The 24,446-nt window shown below is 34.2% G+C and carries 24 protein-coding genes; 17 read left to right on the forward strand and 7 right to left on the reverse strand.

The annotated features are described in order from the left end of the window. The first annotated feature begins 30 nt into the window (after positions 1–30). From ACYU7A_RS11825 to ACYU7A_RS11880, 12 genes are all read left to right on the forward strand, one after another. Positions 31–870, forward strand: coding sequence for a 1,4-dihydroxy-2-naphthoyl-CoA synthase (locus ACYU7A_RS11825; RefSeq protein WP_460576793.1), 840 nt, complete (start codon positions 31–33; stop codon positions 868–870). Positions 871–1,060: 190 nt separating this feature from the next. After that, the gene (locus ACYU7A_RS11830) at positions 1,061–1,579 is read left to right on the forward strand and encodes a CbrC family protein (RefSeq protein WP_460576795.1); all 519 of its coding nucleotides are present in this window, start codon (positions 1,061–1,063) and stop codon (positions 1,577–1,579) included. A gap of 77 nt (positions 1,580–1,656) precedes the next feature. Next, positions 1,657–2,253, forward strand: a complete 597-nt coding sequence (locus ACYU7A_RS11835) for an outer membrane beta-barrel protein (RefSeq protein ID WP_460576797.1) — start codon at positions 1,657–1,659, stop codon at positions 2,251–2,253. Positions 2,254–2,256: 3 nt separating this feature from the next. Continuing rightward, the gene (locus ACYU7A_RS11840; protein ID WP_460576799.1) at positions 2,257–2,778 is read left to right on the forward strand and encodes a PH domain-containing protein; all 522 of its coding nucleotides are present in this window, start codon (positions 2,257–2,259) and stop codon (positions 2,776–2,778) included. After that, complete coding sequence (locus tag ACYU7A_RS11845) at positions 2,778–4,289, forward strand: PH domain-containing protein (RefSeq protein ID WP_460576801.1); 1,512 nt, start codon at positions 2,778–2,780, stop codon at positions 4,287–4,289. The genes ACYU7A_RS11840 and ACYU7A_RS11845 overlap by 1 nt, the downstream gene beginning before the upstream one ends. 106 nt (positions 4,290–4,395) lie before the next feature. Beyond that, positions 4,396–5,352 carry a 1,4-dihydroxy-2-naphthoate octaprenyltransferase gene (menA, locus tag ACYU7A_RS11850; protein ID WP_298308553.1) on the forward strand — a complete coding sequence of 319 codons (957 nt, stop codon included), beginning with the start codon at positions 4,396–4,398 and terminating at the stop codon, positions 5,350–5,352. 13 nt (positions 5,353–5,365) lie between these two features. Further along, positions 5,366–6,043 (forward strand): metal-dependent hydrolase, encoded by a 678-nt coding sequence (locus tag ACYU7A_RS11855; protein WP_460576803.1) that lies wholly within the window; start codon positions 5,366–5,368, stop codon positions 6,041–6,043. A gap of 142 nt (positions 6,044–6,185) precedes the next feature. After that, a complete protein-coding gene (locus ACYU7A_RS11860) occupies positions 6,186–7,391 on the forward strand; it encodes a tetratricopeptide repeat protein (protein ID WP_460576804.1) in 1,206 nt (401 codons plus the stop codon). Positions 7,392–7,485: 94 nt separating this feature from the next. Further along, the gene (locus ACYU7A_RS11865; RefSeq protein WP_460576806.1) at positions 7,486–8,523 is read left to right on the forward strand and encodes an o-succinylbenzoate synthase; all 1,038 of its coding nucleotides are present in this window, start codon (positions 7,486–7,488) and stop codon (positions 8,521–8,523) included. A 71-nt stretch (positions 8,524–8,594) separates the two neighbouring features. Further along, entirely contained in the window at positions 8,595–9,686 is a 1,092-nt protein-coding gene (locus ACYU7A_RS11870) for an efflux RND transporter periplasmic adaptor subunit (protein ID WP_460576807.1), read from the forward strand. Then, the gene (locus ACYU7A_RS11875) at positions 9,686–10,942 is read left to right on the forward strand and encodes an ABC transporter permease (RefSeq protein ID WP_460576809.1); all 1,257 of its coding nucleotides are present in this window, start codon (positions 9,686–9,688) and stop codon (positions 10,940–10,942) included. The genes ACYU7A_RS11870 and ACYU7A_RS11875 overlap by 1 nt, the downstream gene beginning before the upstream one ends. A gap of 1 nt (position 10,943) precedes the next feature. Continuing rightward, positions 10,944–11,621 carry an ABC transporter ATP-binding protein gene (locus tag ACYU7A_RS11880; protein WP_345091157.1) on the forward strand — a complete coding sequence of 226 codons (678 nt, stop codon included), beginning with the start codon at positions 10,944–10,946 and terminating at the stop codon, positions 11,619–11,621. Between the two features lie 34 nt (positions 11,622–11,655). Here ACYU7A_RS11880 and ACYU7A_RS11885 read toward each other — a convergent pair whose 3' ends face one another. Next, complete coding sequence (locus tag ACYU7A_RS11885; RefSeq protein ID WP_460576811.1) at positions 11,656–12,228, reverse strand: pentapeptide repeat-containing protein; 573 nt, start codon at positions 12,226–12,228, stop codon at positions 11,656–11,658. 579 nt (positions 12,229–12,807) lie between these two features. On the opposite strand from ACYU7A_RS11885, the gene ACYU7A_RS11890 reads away from it, so the two are divergent. The 5 genes from ACYU7A_RS11890 (at position 12,808) to ACYU7A_RS11910 (ending at position 19,825) form a co-directional block, all read left to right on the forward strand. Further along, complete coding sequence (locus tag ACYU7A_RS11890) at positions 12,808–13,848, forward strand: GMP reductase (protein WP_460576813.1); 1,041 nt, start codon at positions 12,808–12,810, stop codon at positions 13,846–13,848. Position 13,849: 1 nt separating this feature from the next. Continuing rightward, on the forward strand, positions 13,850–14,377 hold the full coding sequence (locus ACYU7A_RS11895) for an NUDIX hydrolase (RefSeq protein ID WP_460576815.1): 528 nt from the start codon (positions 13,850–13,852) through the stop codon (positions 14,375–14,377). Positions 14,378–14,721: 344 nt separating this feature from the next. Continuing rightward, on the forward strand, positions 14,722–15,798 hold the full coding sequence (locus ACYU7A_RS11900) for an acyltransferase family protein (RefSeq protein ID WP_460576817.1): 1,077 nt from the start codon (positions 14,722–14,724) through the stop codon (positions 15,796–15,798). Positions 15,799–15,855: 57 nt separating this feature from the next. After that, entirely contained in the window at positions 15,856–18,159 is a 2,304-nt protein-coding gene (bglX, locus tag ACYU7A_RS11905) for a beta-glucosidase BglX (protein WP_460576819.1), read from the forward strand. A 469-nt stretch (positions 18,160–18,628) separates the two neighbouring features. Further along, positions 18,629–19,825, forward strand: coding sequence for a tail fiber domain-containing protein (locus ACYU7A_RS11910; protein WP_460576821.1), 1,197 nt, complete (start codon positions 18,629–18,631; stop codon positions 19,823–19,825). Between the two features lie 408 nt (positions 19,826–20,233). Here the strand turns inward: ACYU7A_RS11910 and ACYU7A_RS11915 are convergent, their stop codons facing one another. The 6 genes from ACYU7A_RS11915 to ACYU7A_RS11940 form a co-directional block, all read right to left on the reverse strand. Then, positions 20,234–20,533: a GIY-YIG nuclease family protein gene (locus ACYU7A_RS11915; protein WP_460576823.1), complete on the reverse strand. Its 300-nt coding sequence runs from the start codon at positions 20,531–20,533 to the stop codon at positions 20,234–20,236. A 155-nt stretch (positions 20,534–20,688) separates the two neighbouring features. Next, entirely contained in the window at positions 20,689–21,183 is a 495-nt protein-coding gene (locus ACYU7A_RS11920; RefSeq protein WP_460576825.1) for a hypothetical protein, read from the reverse strand. Between the two features lie 78 nt (positions 21,184–21,261). Beyond that, positions 21,262–21,405: a hypothetical protein gene (locus ACYU7A_RS11925; RefSeq protein ID WP_460576827.1), complete on the reverse strand. Its 144-nt coding sequence runs from the start codon at positions 21,403–21,405 to the stop codon at positions 21,262–21,264. Positions 21,406–21,424: 19 nt separating this feature from the next. Beyond that, positions 21,425–22,246: a DUF7192 family protein gene (locus ACYU7A_RS11930; RefSeq protein ID WP_460576829.1), complete on the reverse strand. Its 822-nt coding sequence runs from the start codon at positions 22,244–22,246 to the stop codon at positions 21,425–21,427. A 1-nt stretch (position 22,247) separates the two neighbouring features. Next, positions 22,248–23,318 carry an AAA family ATPase gene (locus ACYU7A_RS11935; RefSeq protein ID WP_460576831.1) on the reverse strand — a complete coding sequence of 357 codons (1,071 nt, stop codon included), beginning with the start codon at positions 23,316–23,318 and terminating at the stop codon, positions 22,248–22,250. Between the two features lie 222 nt (positions 23,319–23,540). Beyond that, complete coding sequence (locus ACYU7A_RS11940) at positions 23,541–24,302, reverse strand: LytR/AlgR family response regulator transcription factor (RefSeq protein ID WP_460576833.1); 762 nt, start codon at positions 24,300–24,302, stop codon at positions 23,541–23,543. Between the last annotated feature and the right edge of the window lie 144 nt (positions 24,303–24,446).

Consider the following 24,446-nt stretch of genomic DNA (forward strand, 5'->3'; position numbering starts at 1 on the left):
AATAGTATTTTTACGCTTAAAAAAAAGAATATGTCAGAAATTAATTGGGTAGTCGCTAAAGAATTTGAAGATATAACCTATAAAAAATGCAATGGAGTAGCGAGAATTGCATTCAATCGACCGGATGTGCGCAATGCATTTCGTCCAAAAACTACAGCAGAGTTGCTACAAGCCTTTCACGATGCACAAGAAGATACTTCTATTGGAGTTGTTTTACTTTCTGCAGAAGGTCCAAGTTCTAAAGATGGAATCTGGTCATTTTGTAGTGGTGGCGACCAAAAAGCAAGAGGACATCAAGGATATGTTGGAGATGATGGATACCACAGATTAAATATTTTAGACGTGCAACGCTTAATTCGCTTTATGCCTAAAGCTGTAATTTGCGTTGTTCCTGGTTGGGCAGTTGGTGGCGGACACAGTCTTCACGTAGTTTGCGATTTGACACTTGCAAGTAAAGAACACGCTATTTTCAAACAAACCGATGCCGATGTGACGAGTTTTGATGGTGGATATGGTTCGGCTTACTTAGCTAAGATGGTCGGACAAAAGAAAGCTAGAGAAATTTTCTTTTTAGGAAGAAATTATTCCGCACAAGAAGCTTTTGAAATGGGAATGGTAAATGCCGTAATTCCGCACGATGAATTAGAAGCAACTGCCTACGAATGGGCACAAGAAATATTAGCCAAATCACCAACGTCTATCAAAATGCTAAAATTCGCAATGAATTTAACCGACGACGGAATGGTAGGACAACAAGTATTTGCAGGCGAAGCAACAAGATTAGCTTATATGACAGAAGAAGCCAAAGAAGGAAGAGATGCGTTCCTAGAAAAACGCAAACCGAACTTTGATAAAAAATGGCTGCCTTAATTTAGTTGTCAGTGTTCAGTGTTCAGTGCTCGGTGTTCAGTGCTCAGTTTGCACACACAGTTTGTCATTCCGTAGGAATCTCATAAAAAGTTCAGGATATTGTTTTTTCAAACAAAAATTAATTGTTTAAATTAATTTCATTAAAATAGCATTTTAATAATGAACTATTTAAAGTAATAAGTTTTTAATAATGGAGTTACCAATATTTAAATACAGTCCAAACGCATATAGAATTAATGTTTTTGAAAATGAAGAGGGAATTTGTGATTGTTGCAATGAAAATAGAAGTTTAAGATATACTGGTTCATTTTATAGTGAAGAAGAACCTGATTATATCTGTCCTTGGTGCATTGAAAATGGTAAAGCTGCAGAAATGTTTGAAGGAGAGTTTAATGATTATGAAGGAATTGAAAACGCCGAATTAATTGATAAAGAGCTATTGTTAGAGGTGAGTGAACGAACACCAAGTTATGTTAGTTGGCAACAAGAAGTTTGGTTAACTCATTGTAATGAGCCATGTAAACTTATTGGATATGCAGATGGAAAAGTAATAAAACCAATTCTTGAAGAAATTGAAGATGATATTGAGGGTAGTGGTTATGATAAAGAATTTATAATCGAAAATCTATCGGTTGAAGGAAGTTTAGTAGGATATTTATTTCAATGCCAAAAATGCAACAAACATAGATTACATATTGATTGTGATTGAGAAAGAATCTTTTGTAACATTTTTAAATAATAGTTTTAGCCTTAATTTTCATTAAAATCTATAGTTTTAATATTACCATGAAAAACATAATAATTTTAAGTTTACTATTGTTATTATCTATTAATTCTAACTCTCAAGAGAAGGTAAAGCAGAATGATAATAAGTTTTTGATTTCATTACATTACACAGGAAATATTAGAAATGACAATTTTGTTAGTGATAACTATAATGGAATTCTTGGCTTGAACGCTCATTATGTTTTGTTCAATAACGAATTGATTAGTGTTCAAGGTGGATTAGCATTAGATTATTTTCAAGGTCGATTTATTGATAATCAAATTGATTTAAAAAACAGAGTAATGGTTAATCCAAATTTTGGAGTAGAGTTTAATGCTAGTAAAACATTCAAACCTTTTTTTAACTTGGGATATTCTTTTTTTACCGCAAAATATGTGATAAAAATGACTCGATTTAATATTAGCTCTCCAGTCGATCCATTAATACAAGGCAGTAATACTGAAGTAACAAATAGTTTTAATGGTCTTTCAATCAATCCTGGATTTAGACTTTATTTTAATGATAAAGTTTACTTTCAAACAGATTATAAATACTTACCAATAGAATCTAACATTAATGCACATATCCTAGCTTTGGGAATGGGTCTAAAATTTTAATTTATGGAAGAATTTACCAACGAAGTTATAGATACCAAGCAACTTCCTCGATATGAAGAAGTGCAATTGACACCTTTGCATCCAAAATATTTAAAAGTTGTACTGATAAATTCTTCATTGTTTATAGCAGTTTTAGTTATTGGATACTTTTTGTTGCTAATCTTTGACAAAGAAAATATTTCACCTAAATTTTCTATACAACTTGCAATTGCTGTAGTAGTTGTTTCCATCTTAAAACTATTTTTCTCAATACTTGGATTCAAGAAAAAAGCCTATGCCTTCAGAAATCACGATGTAATTTACAGAAGTGGTATTATTTCAACCAATACTATGGTAATTCCTTATAATAGAGTACAACACGTTGCGCTACATGAAGGATTTGTTTCTAGAATCTTTGGTTTGGCCAAAGTAGAAATCTTCACAGCTGGAGGAAGCTCAAGCGATTTAGAAATTCCAGGTATTGAAAAGGAAGAAGCAGAAAACATCAAACAGTTATTGATGGGTAAAATTCAAAAGCAACTGTAATGGAAACCAATTTCAATCAGCCACAAAGACAATCTTCCATTGGAATCTTGGTCATGTTTGTTGATTCTTTGCAAAAATTTGCAAGGGCTTTTTGGCCTATTATTCTAGTTTCTCTTTTTAAAGTAGATAATCTTAGCAAATTGTATGTGTTTTTAGCAATCATTGGTGCAATAGTAGTTGTTGGTGTCATTGCGTATTTAAGATATTTAAATTTCACATTCTATATAGACGATGTTAACGATGAGTTTATAGTGAACGATGGTGTAATAAACAAAACTAGAACTACCATTCAGCTCAATAAAATCCAACAAGTAAATATTCATCAAAATCTTATTCAACGACTTATTGGCGTTTATGCATTAAGTGTAGATACTGCTGGTAGTGATAAAAAAGAAGGCAACATCAAAGCTATTTCGCATCCATTAGCATTGGCATTGAAATCAAAATTATTAGACAATGAAAATCTAAAAACAGTTGTTTCCGATGAAAATACTGTTGAGGTTCAAGAAACAATTCCGACATCAGAAACACATCCTTTTCTAAAAATCAATCTTGCAAATTTATTTAAGATTGGAATTACTTCTAATTATGTAAAAAGCATTGGATTGATTCTAACGTTCTTTTTTACCATTATAGAAAACCTACATCAAATAGGAAAAGAAGATGTAATTGACGAAGATAAAATCGAAACAGCAATAAGCAATTATCCAGTTATCTATGCCATTCTTGTATTTGTTGTAGTGATGTTTACTATTATATTTCTTATCAACATCGTTAGAACAATAGTCAAGTATTTCAATTTTTCTATTGCTAAGCAAAAAGGTTCTTTATTACTTTCTTACGGATTAATCAACACAGAAAGTACTATTCTAAAGCCAGAAAAAGTGCAAATCGTTAACATTTCAAGAAATTTCTTTCAGAAAAAACTTGATGTACTCGAAATCAAAATCAAGCAAGCCACAAGCGATGAACAGAAACAGAAAAAGAATTTAATTGAAATTCCGGGTTGTAATTCGCAAGAGCGTGATGAAATTCTAAAACTGCTTTTCAATCAATTACCAGAAAGAGGAGTGATGATGCGACCTAATTTTCGTAAATTAGTTTTCTCTATTTTTCTAACAATTATCTTACCTTTAACAGGATTTTTTATCTTTGGTACTAAAGTAGATGCCATTGTATTTCAATACAGCCATTTTGCTGTTTTTTACACGGTGTTTTTGTTATTAATTCACGTATTCGGATTCAGAAATTACCGTTTATTTGTAAGTGATAATCATATCATCAAACAAAGTGGTGCTTGGGATGTAGACAATGAAATAATCGAAATTAAAAAAATACAAGCCATTACAACCTCACAATTGTTTTGGCACAAAAACTTAAATATTGGTTCGTTAACTTTGCATACAGCAGGAGGTAACTTATCATTTTATTTAGGCGAATACAATACAATAAAAGAATACGTAAACCTTTGGCTGTACGAAATAGAAACCTCAGACAGCAACTGGATGTAATTTTAATATTAGATTTTTGATATTAGATATTAAATATAAAAAAATATCAAATATCTAATATCTAAAATTTAAAATCTAAAATCTAAAATCTAATATCTAAAATAAAATGAAACACTGGATTGAAGCCGCTCGAGTAAGAACCTTACCACTTTCTGTTTCCGGAATATTGGTAGGTAGTTTCTACGCTATGTCTCAAGGAATTTTCAATTGGAAAATTGTGATTTTAGCACTTTCTACTACCTTAGGATTGCAAATTCTATCCAACTTTGCCAATGATTATGGCGACGGAGTAAAAGGAACAGACAACGAGGATAGAATAGGACCAAAGCGTGCCATTCAAAGTGGATTAATCACGCCAGGTGAAATGCGTTATGCAATATTCATTACAGCATTTTTGACCTTAGTTTCAGCAATGTTATTGATTTATGTATCGTTCAAAGGAAAGTATTTTCTTTACTCTATTATTTTCTTTGTTTTAGGAATTCTAGCTATTGCATCTGCAATTCGTTATACAGTAGGTAAAAATCCTTATGGTTACAGAGGTTTAGGCGATGTTTTTGTATTTACGTTCTTCGGATTGGTAAGTACTTTTGGAGTATACTTCATGTTTGCCAAACAAATCGATTGGTTGTTGTTCCTTCCTGCAACAGCAATCGGATTACTAAGTGTAGGTGTATTAAACCTTAATAACATGCGTGACGAAGAATCCGATAGAAAGTCGGGTAAAAATACTATTGTTGTTAAAAATGGTGGAGCTTGGGCTAAAAAGTATCATTATTTCTTAATCATTACAGCAATGGTGCTTATGCTAGCTTTTGCCTTAATTTTTGATTTCAGCTATAGAGATCCAAACCCAGGACGATTCAATTTCGATTTGTATTTCTTCTTAATTGCTTATTTTCCTATAATCGCACATCTTAAAAGAGTAGCTAAAAATAAAGAACACAAATTATTAGATCCTGAATTAAAGAAATTGGCGCTTAGCACATTTCTATTATCGGTGTTATTGTCGTTATCACTTATCTATTTACTCTCTGACTTTTTAATTTTTTATACTAATTAAATAATTATTGTATATGAAAATCACATTCTACGGACACGCTTGCATCGGAATTGAAGTAAGCGGAAAAAATATCTTGGTAGATCCATTCATCACTGCCAATCCAAAAGCAAGTCATATTGATATAAATTCGCTCAAAGCAGATTATATTTTACTTACTCATGCACATCAAGACCACATTCTCGATGCAGAAGCTATTGCAAAGCGCACAGATGCAACAATTGTCTCTACTTATGAAGTAGCAGTGCATTACGGAAATAAAGGCCTAAAATACCATCCTATGAATCATGGCGGAAGTTGGCAATTTGATTTTGGTAAAGTAAAATTAGTTAATGCCATCCACTCAAGTTCTTTTCCTGACGGAAGCTATGGAGGTAATCCATGCGGTTTCGTAATCGAAGGCGAACACAAAAACATCTATATCTCTGGAGATACAGCACTTACAATGGATATGAAACTTATTCCCATGCGCACTAAACTCGATTTGGCAATTTTGTCCATCGGAAACAACTTCACTATGGATGTTGAAGACGCCATTCTTGCTGCCGATTTTGTAGATTGCGATAAAGTACTCGGAGTGCATTTCGACACCTTCGGATATATCGAAATCAACCACGACGAAGCCAAAAAGAAATTCTTCGATGCAGGCAAAGACCTAATGTTATTAGAAATCGGTCAAAGTATTAAGCTTTAATCTGAATTCATTTCAGATTCTTTATATATTTTTAAAGGAGCGAATGGTATGGTAATTGTTATCAACCCTATTCCTGCTGTACGCACTACATGGTAGTTGCTTCCATCAGGGCTAATTAGTAATTGTATTGAATCAAATTAAAATGCTAAAGAAATTATATCTTATCCTACCAATACTTGCGGTGGCAATAGCTTCTGCACAATCTAAAGACGGTTATTGGGACAATGTTCGAACCACCAACGAAACCATTATTCTTAAAGCCGGAGAGAAAAAAGTAATCAAGACAGCCGATTTTCCTGAAGGAACTACAGAGATGGTTTACCGAATAACACTTCTAGACGACAACCAAAAACTGTCTTCTAGTTTGGTTTCTGTTCTTAAAGCCATTCCCGATCCAACAGGAATCAGTCAAGGAACTGCTGGAGTAATATTTTTAGCATCCTCCATTTCTGGTGATGACAAAACCAAATACGCTATTTTCTCACAATCCAAAGACGCAGAGGAGTTTCTAACGTCTGAAAAACCTAACAAAGCTTGTTTGTATCAAGAAACACCTGTCAACAAAGAAGCACGATTGCTTAAAGCCAAAGATTCTGATTGTTTTAACGCTAAAACTCAAAATCTTTACTTCGTTTTCGAAAGCGATAATTGGGTAATGAAAGAAAAAGTAATCTTAGAAGTAGTGCCTTGGATTGACAACAAAGCCAGTCGTGGTTGGAACAACGATACTAAAAAAGAATTACTCAAAGTAGCTCAAAATCTAGAGTTAGCTAAATCATTAAACAAGAAAGAAGAATTCTACGCTTTGTTCCTTGAAAACATTTCTAAGAAATATAAAGCAAGCGAATACAACCAATTGCTTGCTGTTGAAAAAAATAGAGCTACAGAATTAGCTATTGAGGAAAGCTTACGTCAAACTGGTGAAATCAATAAATACTACGGAGCAATAAGAAATAAATCGGTTGCCTTATTCAACAAAGGAAAGATTCAAGAAGCTATTGAGGTTATTAATACAGACATCATCAATAAAAACAAAGCCACAAGTGCTGATTATGCCTTGTTAGGAGGTTATTATTTGGTAACCAAACAATTTGCCAAAGCCGAACAAGCTTACAACACAGGTTTAAAACTTAATCCATCTGATATTATTTTTCAACTCAAATTGGCTCATGTGTATATGTTTACCAATAGATTGTCAATGGCCAAAGCCCTTCATAAATCATTTTCAAATCAAAATATAGAAAGCAATAAAACTTGGAAAGAGCAAGTAAATGATGATTTTAAAGAGTTTCAAAAATTCGGCCTACCATCAGAAAACTTCAAAAAGATTTTACGAGTTTTAGAATAGTCTATCTCTAACAATCCAAAAATCTAATAGTCTAACAGTCTAACAGTCTAACAGTCCAACAATCCAACAATCCAACAATCCAGCAATCTAGAAAATGATAGCCACTTACCAAAAATACATCTTAAACTTCAAACGACCATCTGGAACCTCTAGAGGCGTTATGAACGAAAAAGAAACGTGGTTCATCATTCTAGAAGAGAACGGAAAAAAAGGAATAGGAGAGTGCGGCATCCTTCGCGGACTTTCAGCAGACGACAGACCCGATTATGAAGAAAAACTACAATGGACTTGTCAAAACATCCATCTGGGAAAAGACCAACTTTGGGAGGCACTTTTAGAGTTTCCTTCTATTCAATTTGGCGTTGAAATGGCGTTCCAATCATTAGCTTCAGAAAATCCTTTTTTATTGTTTCCATCAGAGTTTACTGAAGGCAAAAAAAACATGGACATTAATGGTTTGGTTTGGATGGGTGATGAGGTGTTTATGAAGGAGCAAATTGAAGAAAAATTAGCGCAAGGTTTCCATTGCATCAAACTAAAAATAGGTGCCATAGATTTCCAAAAAGAACTCGATTTATTACACTTTATACGTCAAAATTTTGATGAAAACACTATCGAAATTAGGGTAGATGCTAACGGTGCTTTTAGTGAAGATTTAGCTTTAAATAAATTAAATCAATTAGCTGGTTATAAATTACATAGTATCGAACAACCTATCGCAAAAAACCATACTGACACTATGGCAGAGCTGTGTAAAACCACTCCAATTCCTATTGCTTTAGACGAAGAGCTTATTGGTGTGTTTTCATACGAAGAGAAAGAACAACTTTTGCAAAAAATAAAGCCACAATACATCATTTTGAAACCTAGTTTTGTAGGCGGATTTCGTGGTACAAACGAGTGGATTGATTTAGCTAATAAGCACCAAATTGGTTGGTGGATAACTTCTGCATTAGAAAGTAATATAGGTTTAAATGCCATCACACAATGGACATTTTTACACCAAAATCCAATGCATCAAGGACTCGGAACTGGAGGATTATATACCAATAATTTTGATAGTCCGTTAGAAGTAAAAAATGGGCAAATTGCTTACAATACTTCTTTAGATTGGGTGTGTAAATTAATCTAATTATTACTTCCGAATTTCATTAAATTTTCGTATATTTGATAGGCGATTTCATTCGTTTAATACCTTTTCAGATGCGATATTTTCTAATTTCTTCCATAGTCATAGGTTTTCTATTGATTTCTTGTTCTAAAAAAGAACTAACCGAAACACAACCCAAAAAAGGTGATGTAACCGAAAGTGTTTATGCTTCGGGAATTGTAAAAGCAGAAAATCAATATATTGTTTTCTCAACGGTTAATGGTGTTTTACAAACTATAAATGTTGAGGTAGGACAAACGATAACCGAAGGTCAAGCTTTATTTCAAATAGAAAGTGATAAAGCAAACCTAAATACTGAAAATGCACAACTTGCTTATCAACTCAGCAAACAAGACAATAATTACATTCGAGATAAAATTTCCGAAATGGAAACTAAGGTTCAAGCTGCTAAAGATAAATTGGCATTGGATTTATCCATTTATAACAGAAATAAGAACATCAAGAAATACAATATTATTTCTGAAGTAGATTATGAAAGGATTGAATTGGCTTATAAAAATTCTAAATCCAATTATGAAGCAGCTGTAAAGCAATTAGCACAACTTAAATCGCAACTGCAAAATGACCAAACTCGTAATAGTATCAATTTAAAAATTAGTCAAAAAACTAAAGCTGATTATACTATTAAAAGTGCCTTCTATGGCGAGTTATTTGATGTTTTAGTCAAAAAAGGGTCTATGGTTACTACACAAACACCACTAGCCATTATTGGAAAGAAGAATTCTTATTTACTCGAATTAGAAGTCGATGAAAACGATATGGTTCGCGTCAAATTAGGTCAAACCATGCTGGTAAGTATGGATAGTTACAAAGGAAAAGTATTTGAAGCAACCGTTGATAAAATTTATCCGATTATGGATGAGCGTTCCAGAACATTCAAGATAGAAGCTCATTTTATAAATACACCACAACAATTGTATCCAAACTTAACAGCCGAAGCTAATATTGTAATAAAGGTTAGAAAAGACGTAATTACTATTCCGAAAAGTTATCTTATTGATGGCGAATATGTTTTGGTTAACAAAGACGAGAAACGTAAAGTAAAAGTAGGATTAAGCGATTATCAAAATGCTGAAATTTTATCAGGTTTAACGGTTGACGAAACCATTTATTTACCACAATAATGAATTTCAAGCTAATTTTTAATATTGCCATCCATTTACTTAAAGCCAGACTCAAACAAACCATTGTGGCTGCAGTCGGAGTTACGTTCGGAATTGCAATGTTTATCGCTTTAGTGAGCTTTATGAATGGTTTGAATGATCTATTAGATGGGTTAATGTTAAATAGAACCGCTCATGTTAGACTTTACAACGAAATAAAACCTACTTTAAAGCAACCCATTGAATTGTCTGAAAAATACAAGAACAGTACTAATTTTATAAGTTCTATTAAGCCAAAAGACAGAGGAAAAGCCATCTACAACAGCCAAGCAATTATCAATTATCTAAAGCAAGATAACCGTATTATTGATGTGGCACCCAAAATCAATGTACCTGTTTTTTTTAATTCCGGAACCATTGAAATTTCTGGAGTTATTAACGGAATTGATGTTTTGCCAGAAGAAAAACTATTCAAAATAAGCGATTATGTTATCGAGGGTAAAGTGGCTGATTTGATTCAAAACAACAGTATCATTATTGGTAAAGGATTGGCTGATAAAATGTTACTTGCTGTTGGTGATATGATAAAAGTAACCTCGGCAAAAGGAAATCTTGCGTCGTTAAAGATTGTTGGAATTTCACAATTTGGTATCGCAGAATATGATAACACAATGAGTTATACTTCTTTGGCAACAGCTCAAAAACTGCTTGGCGAGTCTACAAATTACGTTACTGACATTCAAGTAAAATTGTTTGATATAACCACAGCTCCGAGTGTTGCAGTTGAATTTCAAAACAAATTTGAAATTGATGCAATTGATTATCAAACGGCAAATTCACAATTTGAAACAGGAAGCACAGTGCGAAGTATTATTTCCTATGCTGTTGGCGTTGTGTTGCTTATAGTAGCTGGATTTGGAATTTATAATATTCTAAACATGATGATTTTTGAAAAAATGGACAGTATTGCCATTCTAAAAGCAACTGGTTTTTCAGGTAATGACGTAAAATGGATTTTTGTTTTGTTAGCGCTAATCATCGGATTGGTTGGTGGTGTTTTTGGATTGATTTTTGGGTTTGTATTTTCCTCAATCATAGATGTAATTCCGTTTGAAACGGCTTCGTTGCCAACAATAAAGACTTATCCAATCAATTTCAATCCATTATTTTACGTAATCGGAATTGTTTTTGCGTTGCTTACGACCATTATCGCTGGACTTTTTCCAGCACTCAAAGCCAGTAAAATTGATCCTGTAGAAATCATTAGAGGAAAATAAAATGAGTAAAGTATTAGAAACAAAAGGTTTGACCAAATATTTTTACGACCCAGTTAAATTTCAAGTACTGAAAGGTATTGACATGACCATAAATCATGGCGAGTTTGTTTCCATAGTTGGAAAATCAGGTTGTGGAAAATCTACATTACTGTATTTGCTTTCAACAATGGATACCGATTATGAAGGACAATTGTTTATAAACGAAGAGCTTATAACAGGAAAATCAGATAAAGAATTAGCAGCAATCCGCAATGAAAAAATTGGATTTGTATTTCAGTTTCATTATTTACTTTCTGAATACAATGTGCTTAAAAATGTCATGTTGCCTGGAATGAAACTAGGAAAACTATCAAATTCTGAAATCGAACACAATGCGATGGAGCATTTGAAAACTCTTGATATGCAAGAACAGGCTCTAAAAATGCCAAATCAATTAAGTGGTGGACAAAAGCAACGTGTAGCTATTGCAAGAGCGTTAATCAACAATCCATTAATCATTATGGGCGATGAACCAACAGGAAATCTGGACAAAAAAAACAGCGATTTAGTTTTTGATATTTTTAAAAAACTTACGTTAGAAGAGAAGCAAACGCTATTAATAGTAACCCACGACAACGATTTTGCCTCAAGAACCAACAGAATCATAACAATGGAAGACGGAAAAATAATTAAAACCTAAAACTTCCCACTTCTCACTTCGTACTTCGTACTTCTCACTTAACAATAATATCATATTTCTCTAAAAGTCCTTTCAATCCGTCTTGTGAGAAAACAGCTTTTTTAATTTTGTTTTTATCTGGGTCGAAAGCGTAATCATAACTAGTAGAAAAATCAGCTTTATTGGCGATGGTATCAATGAAAACAGCTCTTCTTAGGTTGCAATTATCAAACAATACTTCGGTTAAATCACTGCTCATAAAGTCGGCTGAAATCAAACTGCAATTGATGAACTGCATTTTCTTTAGCTTTAAAGCATAAAATTTAGCGTAGTCTAACAAGCAATCTTTAAAGTGAAATTCAAACAGTACTTGGTCGGTCATGGCAAAATTCACATTCGTGAAATTACATTTAGTAAAAAACACACCACGTAAAGAAATATAATTGATTTTAGTTTCCGCAAAATTGCAATCAAAGAAATTACAATCAATAAAAGTTACCGTTTGAAACGTACAAGCTCTGAAATCGCAATTGTAAAAAGTACAATTCTCAAAATCTTTAAACTTGGTATTGGTATCGTCAAACGTTTGGTCTCTAAATTCTTGGTCTAAAATATAATCGGTGTGCATGTTTTTTATTTTGTGAGCGTAAAGTTAGGGAAAAATAGTGTTTAGTGTTCAGTATTCAGTGCTCAGTGTTCAGTATTCAGTTTTCAGTTCTCGGTTTTCAGTTCTCAGTATTCAAGTTTACAACCACCGTCACTTCGAGTGTTTTTTATATAATTGCGACCAAGTAATTATATAAAAAATTTATCGAGAACTTAGAAGCAATAAATAGCATTCTTTAACTGTGAGCCACCAAAAAAATCCGCCTCAATCCGCGTTTGCGAAGCATCCGTTTCATCCGCGTTCCAATTTCATTACAAAAACACCAATTATTCTGCCACTGATTCACAGATTATTCTTTGTACTCTATTTAAAGCGAAGCGACTTTATGTTCAAAGAAAATCTATGTTTCTATGTGGTTTAAAAAAAATGTGTAACTCTGTTCACCAAAAAAATCCGCCTCAATCCGCGTTTGCGAAGCATCCGTTTCATTCGCGTTCCAAAACTAAAAACTCACACCTTTTTGTTAATAAATTCCAATAATATTATTTCATATAAACCCAACGATATGATACATTTGAACGTAATGTAAACGAACAAGAAATGAGAATAGAAACCGAACTAAAATTAGGATTTAAAGATGTAATGATAAGACCAAAACGTTCTACACTAAACAGTAGATCGCAAGTGTCATTAGAAAGAGATTTTAAGTTTAAACACAGTACCGTTACATGGACAGGAGTTCCAATAATGGCAGCCAACATGGATACTGTTGGAACTTTTGAAATGGCTTTGGCTTTGGCAAAAGAAAAACTATTTTCATGCATTCACAAACATTATACCGTTCAAGAATGGAATGATTTTATTAAAAAAGCTCCTTCAGATATTTGTGATTACATTGCAGTAAGCACAGGAACTGGTAAAGCTGATTTTAAAAAGATTGCAGAGATATTTGAACACAATCCGCAACTCAAATTCATTTGCATTGACGTAGCTAATGGCTATTCTGAGCATTTTGTGTCGTTCTTGAGACAAGCGCGCAAACAATATCCTGATAAAGTTATCATTGCAGGAAACGTTGTTACTGGCGAAATGGTAGAAGAATTGCTTTTAGAAGGTGCTGATATTGTAAAAGTAGGAATCGGACCAGGTTCGGTTTGTACTACAAGAGTTAAAACAGGAGTAGGATATCCACAACTTTCTGCAATTATTGAATGTGCCGATGCGGCTCATGGTTTGGGCGGACACATTATTAGCGATGGTGGCTGTGCCATTCCAGGTGATGTTTCTAAAGCGTTTGGAGCTGGAGCTGATTTTGTAATGCTGGGAGGAATGTTAGCCGGACATACCGAAAGCGGTGGTGAAACAATTGAAATTAACGGAGAAAAGTTCAAGCAGTTTTACGGAATGAGTTCGGAAACTGCAATGAAGAAGCATGTTGGAGGAGTAGCGGAATACCGAGCTAGTGAAGGAAAAACGGTTCAAGTTCCGTTTAAAGGTGATGTAATTGATACCTTGCATGATATACTTGGTGGCATTAGAAGTACTTGTACTTATGTTGGGGCTTCTAAGTTGAAAGAATTAACTAAAAGAACCACTTTTATTAGAGTTTTAGAACAAGAAAATCGAGTTTATACCAAATAGTATGTCAGATAACGAAGCTTCCTTCTTTAAATACTGTCCCAATTGCAGTTCGCAAAACCTAACTTATGTGAACAATTTTAAGTTGCATTGTTCCGATTGTGATTTTGTTTTGTATCACAATATTGCTGCAGCCGTAGCCATAATTTTTACTTATGAAGATAAAATTCTTTTCACAGAAAGAAACGTCGATCCAGACAAAGGAAAACTAGATTTACCAGGCGGATTTATAGATCCAAATGAAACTGCTGAAGAAGCGGCTTGTCGTGAAATAAGTGAAGAATTAGGGTTAACCATTACTTCAAATGATTTGACCTATATTACCACAGCACCAAATAATTACCTATATAGAAATGTGCCTTATAGAACTATGGACATCTTCTACGAATGTCAACTCAAGAGTGATGTAATTTCCATCAATGCAGCCGATGAAATCAAGTCGTTAATCTGGATAAAGAGAAGCGAAATCGACTTAAATAAAATCGGATTTGTATCCATTCGAAAAGTTATTGGTGAGCGATATTTGTTATAGTTTTCGGTTTTCAGTTCTCAACTAAAATAAAATCCGCGACTATCTGCGTTTGCGAAGCATCAGTTTCATCCGCGTGCCATTTTTAAACACAAAAGGCACAAAAGATTTCTCAGATTATTCCAATCTGTGTTCCAAAAATTACATTGTGTAACTCTGTGCTAAACTCCGTGCAACTCTGTGTTACAAAATCACCAAGTTCCATTTTTAAACACAAAAGTCACAAAAGATTTTAAAGATAATTCCAATCTGTGTTCCAAAAATTACATTGTGCAACATCGTGTCCAACTTTTGAGAAACTTTGTGCTCCTATAAAAATTTGTAACTTTACCCCATTACAAATCACAATGACAGCTGACCAACCCAAACCCAACCATTTCAAAGCCCTTACAGGAGTTCGTGCCATTGCAGCCATAATGATATTTGTTTACCATAACCGCAAATATTGGAAAGACGATATACATCCAGAGCTGTTTCGCTTTTGTAACGAACTAAATTTAGGCGTTCAGTTGTTCTTTGTGTTAAGCGGATTTCTTATTGCCAAAAGCTATGGAAGCAAACCTTTACAATCATTAACGCATTACAGGAAGTATTTTGTTCAGCGTATTGTTCGCATTATGCCTTTGTATTGGCTGTTGCTTACATTATATTATTTGGATGCTGGTTTTGGTAACTACCGTTTTTCTTTACCTCATTACCTTTTATTACAAGGTTTTTCCTCAACTCACTCCTTAGATGCAATTTCGCAATCTTGGTCGCTTACGGTTGAGATGACTTTTTATGCTTTTGCACCATTAATGCTATTACTATTAGAAAAAAACCTCAAATACCTATTACTTTTTTTGATAGTACTATTTACAACTACATTGCTGTTAGGTCATTTGTGGACACTTTACAACGGTAATCCCGATAAGTATTTAGTTCCTATAGAATTTGTAACCATGAGCACTTTTGCAGGTCAATCGCTCTTATTTCTTGCCGGAATATTTTTAGCCTACTATCCTAAATTTTGGAATCAAATTCCTTTTTCTAAATACGCCACAGTTATTGGTGGTTTCGGTTTTGTATTAACCTTATACGTTATCGGATGGTTCCAAGAGAGTAGAGTAGATCACGGCACCAACCATTGGCAAGGTAAAGTGTTGTTTTTTATTGTTTTGCCTTTTTTTATAGTACTACTATTTCAAGGTTTGATGAGCCAGCGAACTTATTTACAACAGTTTTTATCTTCCAAAGTCATGGTCTTGTTGGGTAACGCTTCTTTTGCCTTTTATCTGGTTCACATAAGTTATGTTAATTTGAAACTTAAATCTTTTGTGTTTTTTCCAGACCGAAATTTTATACTTTTATGGTTGGTATCCATTGCTTTATATTACGGTTTTGAAAAACCAATTTATGATTGGTATAGAAAGAAGCGGTCATAGAGGTGTTATAAATACAAACAGTAAGCGATACTATACGTTAAAAATAAATTTACAAGTATGATAAATAAACAGTTACTTCTTTTAGGAATAGTTTTACTAGTAACAGCTGACATAAACGCACAAAAGAAAGACTATCTCGATTCTAAAAAGCCAATAGAAGAGCGCATCGATTTACTAATGAATCAAATGACTTTAGAAGAAAAAGTAGGTCAAATGAATCAATATAATGGATTTTGGGATGTTACAGGCCCTACTCCTAAAGGTGGTACAGCCGAAATTAAATACGAACATCTTCGTAAAGGATGGGTAGGCGCAATGCTTAGCGTTAAAGGTGTTAAAGAGGTAAAAGCAGTTCAAAAAATTGCAGTGGAAGAAACTAGATTGGGAATCCCAATATTATTCGGATTGGACGTAATTCATGGTTATAAAACATTGAGTCCAATTCCTTTGGCTGAAGCAGCAAGTTGGGATTTAGAAGCCATAAAGAAATCAGCTCAAGTAGCTGCCGATGAGGCCTCAGCATCTGGAATTAATTGGACTTTCGGACCCATGATGGACGTGTCTCGTGAAGCACGATGGGGTAGAGTAATGGAAGGAGCAGGTGAAGATCCTTTTTTGGGTAGTAAGATAGCAGTGGCAAGAGTGCAAGGTTTTCAAGGTGAAACTAGTGCCGATTTAGCTAAAGCAAATACTATTGCGGCTTGTGCCAAACATTTTGCTGCCTATGGTTTTGTCGAAGCCGGTCGCGAATACAACACTGTTGATATCAGTAATTCTAATCTATATAATCTTGTATTACCTCCATTTCAAGCGGCTAAAGAAGCTGGAGTTAGAACCTTTATGAATTCGTTTAGCATTCTAAATGGAGTTCCAGCCACAGGAAGTAGTTTTTTGCAACGTGAACTTCTGAAAGGAAAATGGAACTTTGATGGTTTTATTGTATCCGATTGGGGATCCATAAGAGAAATGAAAAACCACGGATTTGCAAAAGATGCTATCGATGCTACAGCCAAAGCTGTTATCGCAGGCTCTGATATGGACATGGAATCTCATTTTTATGTTGCAGAATTAGTCAATTTGGTTAAATCTGGAAAGGTAAAAGAAGCATTGATTGATGATGCCGTTCGAAGAATACTACGAGTGAAATTTGAATTGGGACTTTTTGACAACCCATATAAATACTGTGATGAAGCAAGAGAAGAAGCAGTTGTAGGAAGCAAAGCCATCAATGAGGCTGTTTTAGATATGGCAAAAAAGTCAATGGTATTGTTGAAAAATGAGAATAATCTATTACCACTAAAGAAGTCCGGACTTAAAATTGCGCTAATTGGTTCCTTAGCAAATGATAAAACAAGTCCGTTAGGTGGTTGGAGAGTAGCTTCAGAGGACGGAACGGCTGTTTCTGTTTTGGAAGGGATGCAAAGTTATAAAGGCAATACCTTAGCTTTTGAAAAAGGAGCCGATTTGACTATTGGAAAAACCACTTTTGTAAACGAACTGGTTTTCAATACCACAGATAAAAGCGGATTTGAAGCCGCTAAAAACCTTGCTAAGAATTCTGATGTTGTAGTGATGGTTCTTGGCGAACATGGCTTTCAATCTGGTGAAGCTAGAAGTCGCTCCAATTTAGATTTACCTGGCGTTCAACAAGAGTTGTTAGAAGAAGTTTATAAAGTTAATCCGAATATTGTTTTGGTTTTAAATAATGGTAGACCTTTAGTGCTATCATGGGCAAAGGAACACATTCCGGCTATTGTAGAAGCTTGGCAACTTGGAACACAAACTGGAAACGCAGTAGCTCAAGTAGTGTATGGTGATTACAATCCGAGTGGCAAATTACCAATGAGTTTTCCAAGAAACGTCGGACAATGCCCAATATACTATAATTATTACAGTACTGGAAGACCAACGAATGATGAGAAAAATGTGTTTTGGTCACACTACACCGATGTTGAAAACACACCTTTATATCCTTTTGGCTATGGCTTGAGTTATACCAAATTTGAATACAAAAATTTAAAAGTTAGCCAACCAGAATACAATAAAGGCGAAACGGTAAAAGTCACCATAGAAGTCACCAACACTGGAAACTTCGACGGAAAAGAAGTAGTGCAACTCTACCTTCACGACGTTGTGGCAAGTATAGCAAGACCCGTTCAAGAACTAAAAGGATTCGAACTAACCAGTTTGAAAAAAGGTGAAACCAAAACCATATCATTCACTCTAACCGACAAAGAATTAGGATTTTTCAACAACGAAGGAAACTATCTTGTAGAATCAGGCACCTTCAAAATAAGAGTAGGCGGTAGCTCCGATAGTGGTCTAGAAACACAATTTGAGTTGAAGCAGGGCTTCGAGTAACCTCAGCCACCGCATAACGTAGGCAGTGACTTCGAGAGCCTCAGCCACCGCTAAGAAATTCTCATAAAACAAAATATCTACGTTGGCTGAGGTCACTCGAAGCCAACGTTACGTGAACACCTCCGTTGTCTGATGCTTTTAATTATAGGATATTCTCTGTTGGCTGAGGCTCTCGAAGCCAACGTTACGAAATGCTCTCGAAGCCAACGTTAAGCAAACATCCTTCAAAACCCTTTTTTATCTTACTCAAATCAATTGGTTTTTAAAGACTTATATTGCTTTTAAACCTTTAATCTGTTTTTTTATTACGTTAATCGAGTTTATTTTATGCATACTTGTATTAAGTTGTAATTTTTCACAATAATTAAAGATTTTAGATATTTTTTCAAAGCAAATTTCTTTAAAAAGGATAGTTTAAGATAGCTAAAACAGTTCATGAAAATAAGGTTAACCTGGAAACAACAACAAAATGAGAAAGATTATTTATGCAATTTTATTTAGTACTACTTTAGGATTTCAAATGAATGCTCAAGTAGGTATAGGTACCACTTCTCCTAATTCAAGTTCTAGCTTAGATGTTAGTTCTTTAAATACAGGTGTCTTAATACCTCGTGTAAGTTTAACTTCAACTATTGTTGCCGCACCAGTAACCACACCGGCAACATCGTTATTAGTTTACAATATCAATACGGCTGGAGATGTTACGCCAGGGTATTACTATTGGAATGGAGTTTGGGTTCGTTTAGCTACTGGAAATCCTTGGACGATTACTTCTAACAATTTTAACAATACTGGAACACAATCTATTGTAACCTCTATTCCCTCTACTATTACTTCAGCAAGATCAGCTTGGTTGGTAGGAACAAATGCAGCCACCACTAATGCTAATACTGCTACTGGATATTTAGGTACAAGTACTAATCAGCATATTGATTTGGTTTCTAATAATCTTGTAAGAGGTAGATTATCCAATTTAGGTGAATTTTTTATAGGAACCACCAACACTGTTTTGGCAGGAGATTTAATGAATGGTGTCGGCAATGCTGCTTTTCCATGGGCAGTTAATGGTTATTCCTCATTTAATGGTAGTGGAACTTTCGGACAAATTACTAGTGGTACAACGGTTTTTGGCGGTGTTCAAGGTGAGTATAATGGAACAAGTTTAACTGGTGCAGGTGTGAGAGGAATAAGTTTTAATCAATCCATAGGAGTTAGCGGACAAGAAATAAGTTTCAATGGTTGGGCATTACGTGCAGATGGTGATGTTGCAACTACTGGTAATTATTTTTTAATTTCTGATGGAAGACTTAAAAAAGATATTGCTCCCATAGAAAAAGCATTAGACAAAATACTAAAAATTGAAGGTGTATCTTACCATTACGATACTGAAAAATACAAAAAATACTCCTTAAATCCACGTCACCAATTAGGTTTTATAGCTCAAGATTTAGAGAAAGTATTACCTGAAGCTGTGGCTACCAAAAATCTTTCTACTACCAATACCAGTAGAGAAGAAGGAGGAAAGGATGTAGAAGTAATACAAGTTAAAACCGTAAACCTTGATGCTGTAATTCCAGTATTAGTAGAAGCTATAAAAGAGCAACAAGCACAAATTGAAGATCTTAAAAAAGAAATTCAATTGTTGAAAAACAACACAAAACCATAAGCAGGGCTTCGAGTACCTCAGCCACCGCATAACGTAAGCAGTGACTTCGAGAACCTCAGCCACCGCCAAAACTCTTTCATAAAGTAAACACCACCATTGGCTGATGCTCTTTATTATAGAATATTCTCCGTTGGCTGAGGTTACTCGAAGCCAACGTTACGTGAACATCTTTCAAAACTCTTTCTTAAACAAAATATCTCCGTTGGCTGAGGCCACTCGAAGCCAACGTTACGTGAACATCTTGCAAATCTCTTTTTTAAGCAAAATAACTCCGTTGGCTGAGGCTCTCGAAGTCAACGTTACGTGAACGTCTTTCAAAAACTTTTTTTCAAGCAAAACACCTCCGTTGGCAGAGGTTTTACATTGAGGCTCTCGAAATGCTCTCGAAGCCAACGTTACGCAAACGTCTTATTGGTGCCTGAGGCCACTCGAAGGCAAATCTCTGTAGGCCTTCGCTAATTCAGGCAATAAATCTAAATTACCTTCAATTAAAGCTTCTTTCTTTTTTCTACTCCAACCTTGAACTTGTTTTTCACGATAGAAAGCCTCATCGATTCTTTGGTATTCTTCATAATATAACAGCGAAACAGGCAATCGTTTCTTAGTATGATTTGCACCTTCACCATTTTGATGTTGCGCCAATCGTCTTTCTAAATCATTCGTACTTCCAGTGTAATAACTACCATCCGAACAAAGTAAAATGTACATATAACCTTTCATAAAATAAAATATAATAATAAAAACATCTCCACAAGCAGTGGCTTCGAGTAACCTCAGCCACCGCTAGAACCTTTTTTTAAGCTACATATCTCCGTTGGCTGAGGTTACTCGAAGTCAACGTTACGCAAACATCTTAAAACCAATCATTCATCATCATCATCATCAAAATCCAAAAAATCATTGATATCAAATCCTTCATTTAGACCATCATCTACAGGAGGAGTTGCGCCTTCTGGATTAAACAATTCCCATTCATCCCAATAATAGTTGGTGGTGTCAAAACTTTTTACCCATTCTATAAAAAGTAGTCTAAAAGCATCAATTTCATTACGAATCAACTTCACATATTCTAAATCTTTATATTCTTTATGAAATCGTAGGCTTCCTACTTGAACATACAGATGCATTGCGTGTTCTCTAATAATAGCTGCATTTTGCATTCTTATGCTATACATATCGCCACCTTCAGCTCCAGCAATTTTTGCCGGAATGATCATAGCGTCTTCCATCATTAAATGTTTTGTTGCTTGTATGTATTCATCCTCCTCAGGAAGTGAAGCAACTAAACTTTGCACCAATTGAAAAAGCAATTCCGCTTTTTGATAAATAGGTAAATTTTTTAGTTCGTCTAAGGCCATAACAGTAGTTTGTATAAAAACAAATTTACACTTTTTATAAATAAAAAACTCCCTAACTTTTGATTAGGGAGAAAAGGATTACTTTTTATTTTTCTGATTTGGATTCAGCTGTTTTCCTCTATTTCCTTGGTTTTGGTCGTATTGTCTATTCGTTCCAATTGTTCCAAAATTTGGATTTTTAATGTTCGCAGCATTGTTTGTTGGTGTGATTTTTTTTGTCATGATAGTTTTTGAGTTATTGTTAATTTTCAGTTGTTATTTGAATTCCTAATTTTTTCAATTCTAAAAGTATCCATTCTATAGCTTCCTCATTAGATACTTCTTTACTAAATACTTCCTCAAGGTATAAAGCTCCTTTGTTGGTTGCTTTTGCAGGATAACCATAACATGAGGAATAATCAGCCCAACCTTCTAATTCTGCAACAGAGAACATCATTCTTCTCAACATAGCAGGATGAGCTAGGCAAAATGCAAGCTCCACCATTTGTAACGGTTGATTTGCTTTCTTGAGTGTTACATCAACTTCAAACCATCTTTTTTGAGAAGTTTCATAAGTTCTGTCAGAAGCGGAATAGGAAGTAGCCATATTGCAAATAAGCTCCACACGATAACCTGCATATTCTATAGCATCAATTAAAGCACAAATGATGGCACCTCTCTGAATAATGATATTTGCAGAAATAGCTGATGAAAAGGATATTGAACATACTATTGTAATAATTTTTCCTTCTTGTTCTTTTTCATCATAATATTTGTTTATGAAACATTCAGGATCATTTGCTAAATAAGTTCCTATGTCAATACTTCCACCACTAATGCTATATTCTTGAGTAGTTTGAACAATCTTATTTGTTAATAATGGACTGATTGATGCTTGAATTTTTTCAATTTTTTTCAATCCTTTTACCCATCCATTTTGAGCCAATTGTTTGGATTGATTCCAAGTCAAATTCCCATTCCATTCCTCCGATAAATCTCTTGAGCTTTTTTTCTTAGAATTACTTTCTCTAAAAGCAAAATCCCAATAATCAGATAAATTTTCAAATAATAAATACTTATCCATTTTACAAATTATTTTTGATTAAGCGAATGGAGTTTTCATCCAATCCACACCATAGAACAGCATTCTCTACTTCGTTTCTTGATATACCAGTATCCAATAATTTAGCACCTTTTATAGATGCTCTTGGGCTAATTAGTAGGCGTAAGCCATTTTTCTTAACCGACTTACGAACACGCTGAACATAAGTTACCCATTCTTCATTTTTAGCGATTTCTCTTTCTAAATCCTCATCAATTTCCCAGTTTAGGAATATAAATCGGTCTAATGATGCAGCATCAAGTTGATTTCTACCCACATATTGTCTGTCTGCACCTGAACCAAAAGTATTGGCTGCAGCAATGCAATAAAAATCTTTATGACGTGGTACCTTTTTATCAGGAAAATCCATGAAATTATTTGCTAATGCAGCATTGAAAGCCAATATTGCTCCAGGCATACTAGCATCAATTTCATCAAATAAAAATAAACCACCATTTTCATAAGCTTTTCTGAATTCTGTAGAAACAATAGTTCCTTGAGCGTTTATGAATCCAGTTAATTTATATTCACTATTAATGGCACCTGTGAAATAAAATGGAATATTTAGTGCTTTTGCAATATTTTGACAAGCGGTAGTTTTACCAGAACCAGCAGAACCTACAAGATAGATATTCTCTTTTGTTTGAACATACTTCAGAAGTTGTCTGAATTGGTAATGTTGTGTACCAAGATCTTTAATTATACCATCATTATTTACTACAATTGAAATGGTTTTTTTATTTTCTAATAAACTAAGTTGTCCTTTTATTTTTTTTAGTTCCGCTTTTAGATTACCATCGTTACTTCCAATGCGTCTGTTTAAAACTTGTAGTATATTTTCTTGATTTTGAAATTTTACCTCATAGCTTTTTTCTAATGAGTTCAGCTCTTTTTTCCATTGTTCTTTTAAAGATAATGCTAATCGTTCCTCCATCTTTTTATCAATGGTAGGAAGGTTCTTTTTGATGGTTTCAACGATATGTTGTTCAATCAGGTTGTTTCCAAAAGTGTTGCTTCTGTTTTTCTTTTTTTGGTTGTTAAGGTCTGGTATCATAATTGGTTTTTAAGATTATGAGTCAAATCTCAGCAGAAACCACAACAGAAAATAATACTGGATAACATTATCCTACAAGGAGGAATGAAAGGGTAAAATAGGAGTAATGAAAGCGGAATTTTAAAGTACGAAGTATAAAATACGAAGTGCTTTCTACTTGATAACAAAAAACTGACAACCGAAAACTGACAACCGAAAACTGACAACTGAGAACTGACAACTCTACAACTTCTTAAACTGCTTCACATCTGCAAAATAATTCTCAGAAACCGGTAAACGTTTGGTGACTGTTTTTCCTGTAGAAAGAAAAACTTCTACCTCAATTTCTTCCTCTTTTTTGTCAAAGAGTATAATGTGGTTTTTATTTACTCTTATCGATTTATGGATGGTAATGAATTGCGATTTTAGGAATCCTTTTTCTTCCATTCTGGTAAACGAAAAATCAATTAGCTTTTCTACTTTTCTATTTTGGAAGTAAATGGTTTTGTTGTTCGATTGCGAACCATGCGCTTTGTCGGCTTCAAGATAGACAATGGAATTCACATTGATTTTATTGCGTTTGCTCGCTCCAAAATCTAAAGAAACATAGTCTTCTTTTGCAAAATAGCTAACCTCTTTTAAGAAGCGTTCAGTGGTTTTTAAAAACTCTTCTTCAGTAAAAGGTTTGGTAATGTGGTCTACACATAAATTATAATTGCGCTTGAGATTTTCAATTTCTTTGATGTATTGCGCCGTATTACTACTCACAAACAGCGTAGGTAACTTGAACAGATGAGCTACTTCCATACCGGTCATGTAGGAATCACCCAAATTCAAATCAAGAAACAATACCTCGGCTGTAGTATTTTTAATTTCTTTAGAAAAAACCTCCGACGAACTACAAGCCAATACCACAGTCACCAAACCAGATTGTTCCAACATATGCTGGTTTTTCAGTAATTGTTCTTTATTGTCGTCAAGAAGAGCAACTTGTAATTTGGTCATGAGTATTAAATTGAGTTCCTAAAACTACATTTTTTTTACTAATATAGCAATTATCCTTATGCTACATGTTTCCGTTGGCTGAGGTATTTTATCATAGGATATTCTCCGTTGGCTGAGGTCACTCGAAGTCAACGTTACGTGAAC

The organism is Flavobacterium koreense, assembly GCF_054776075.1.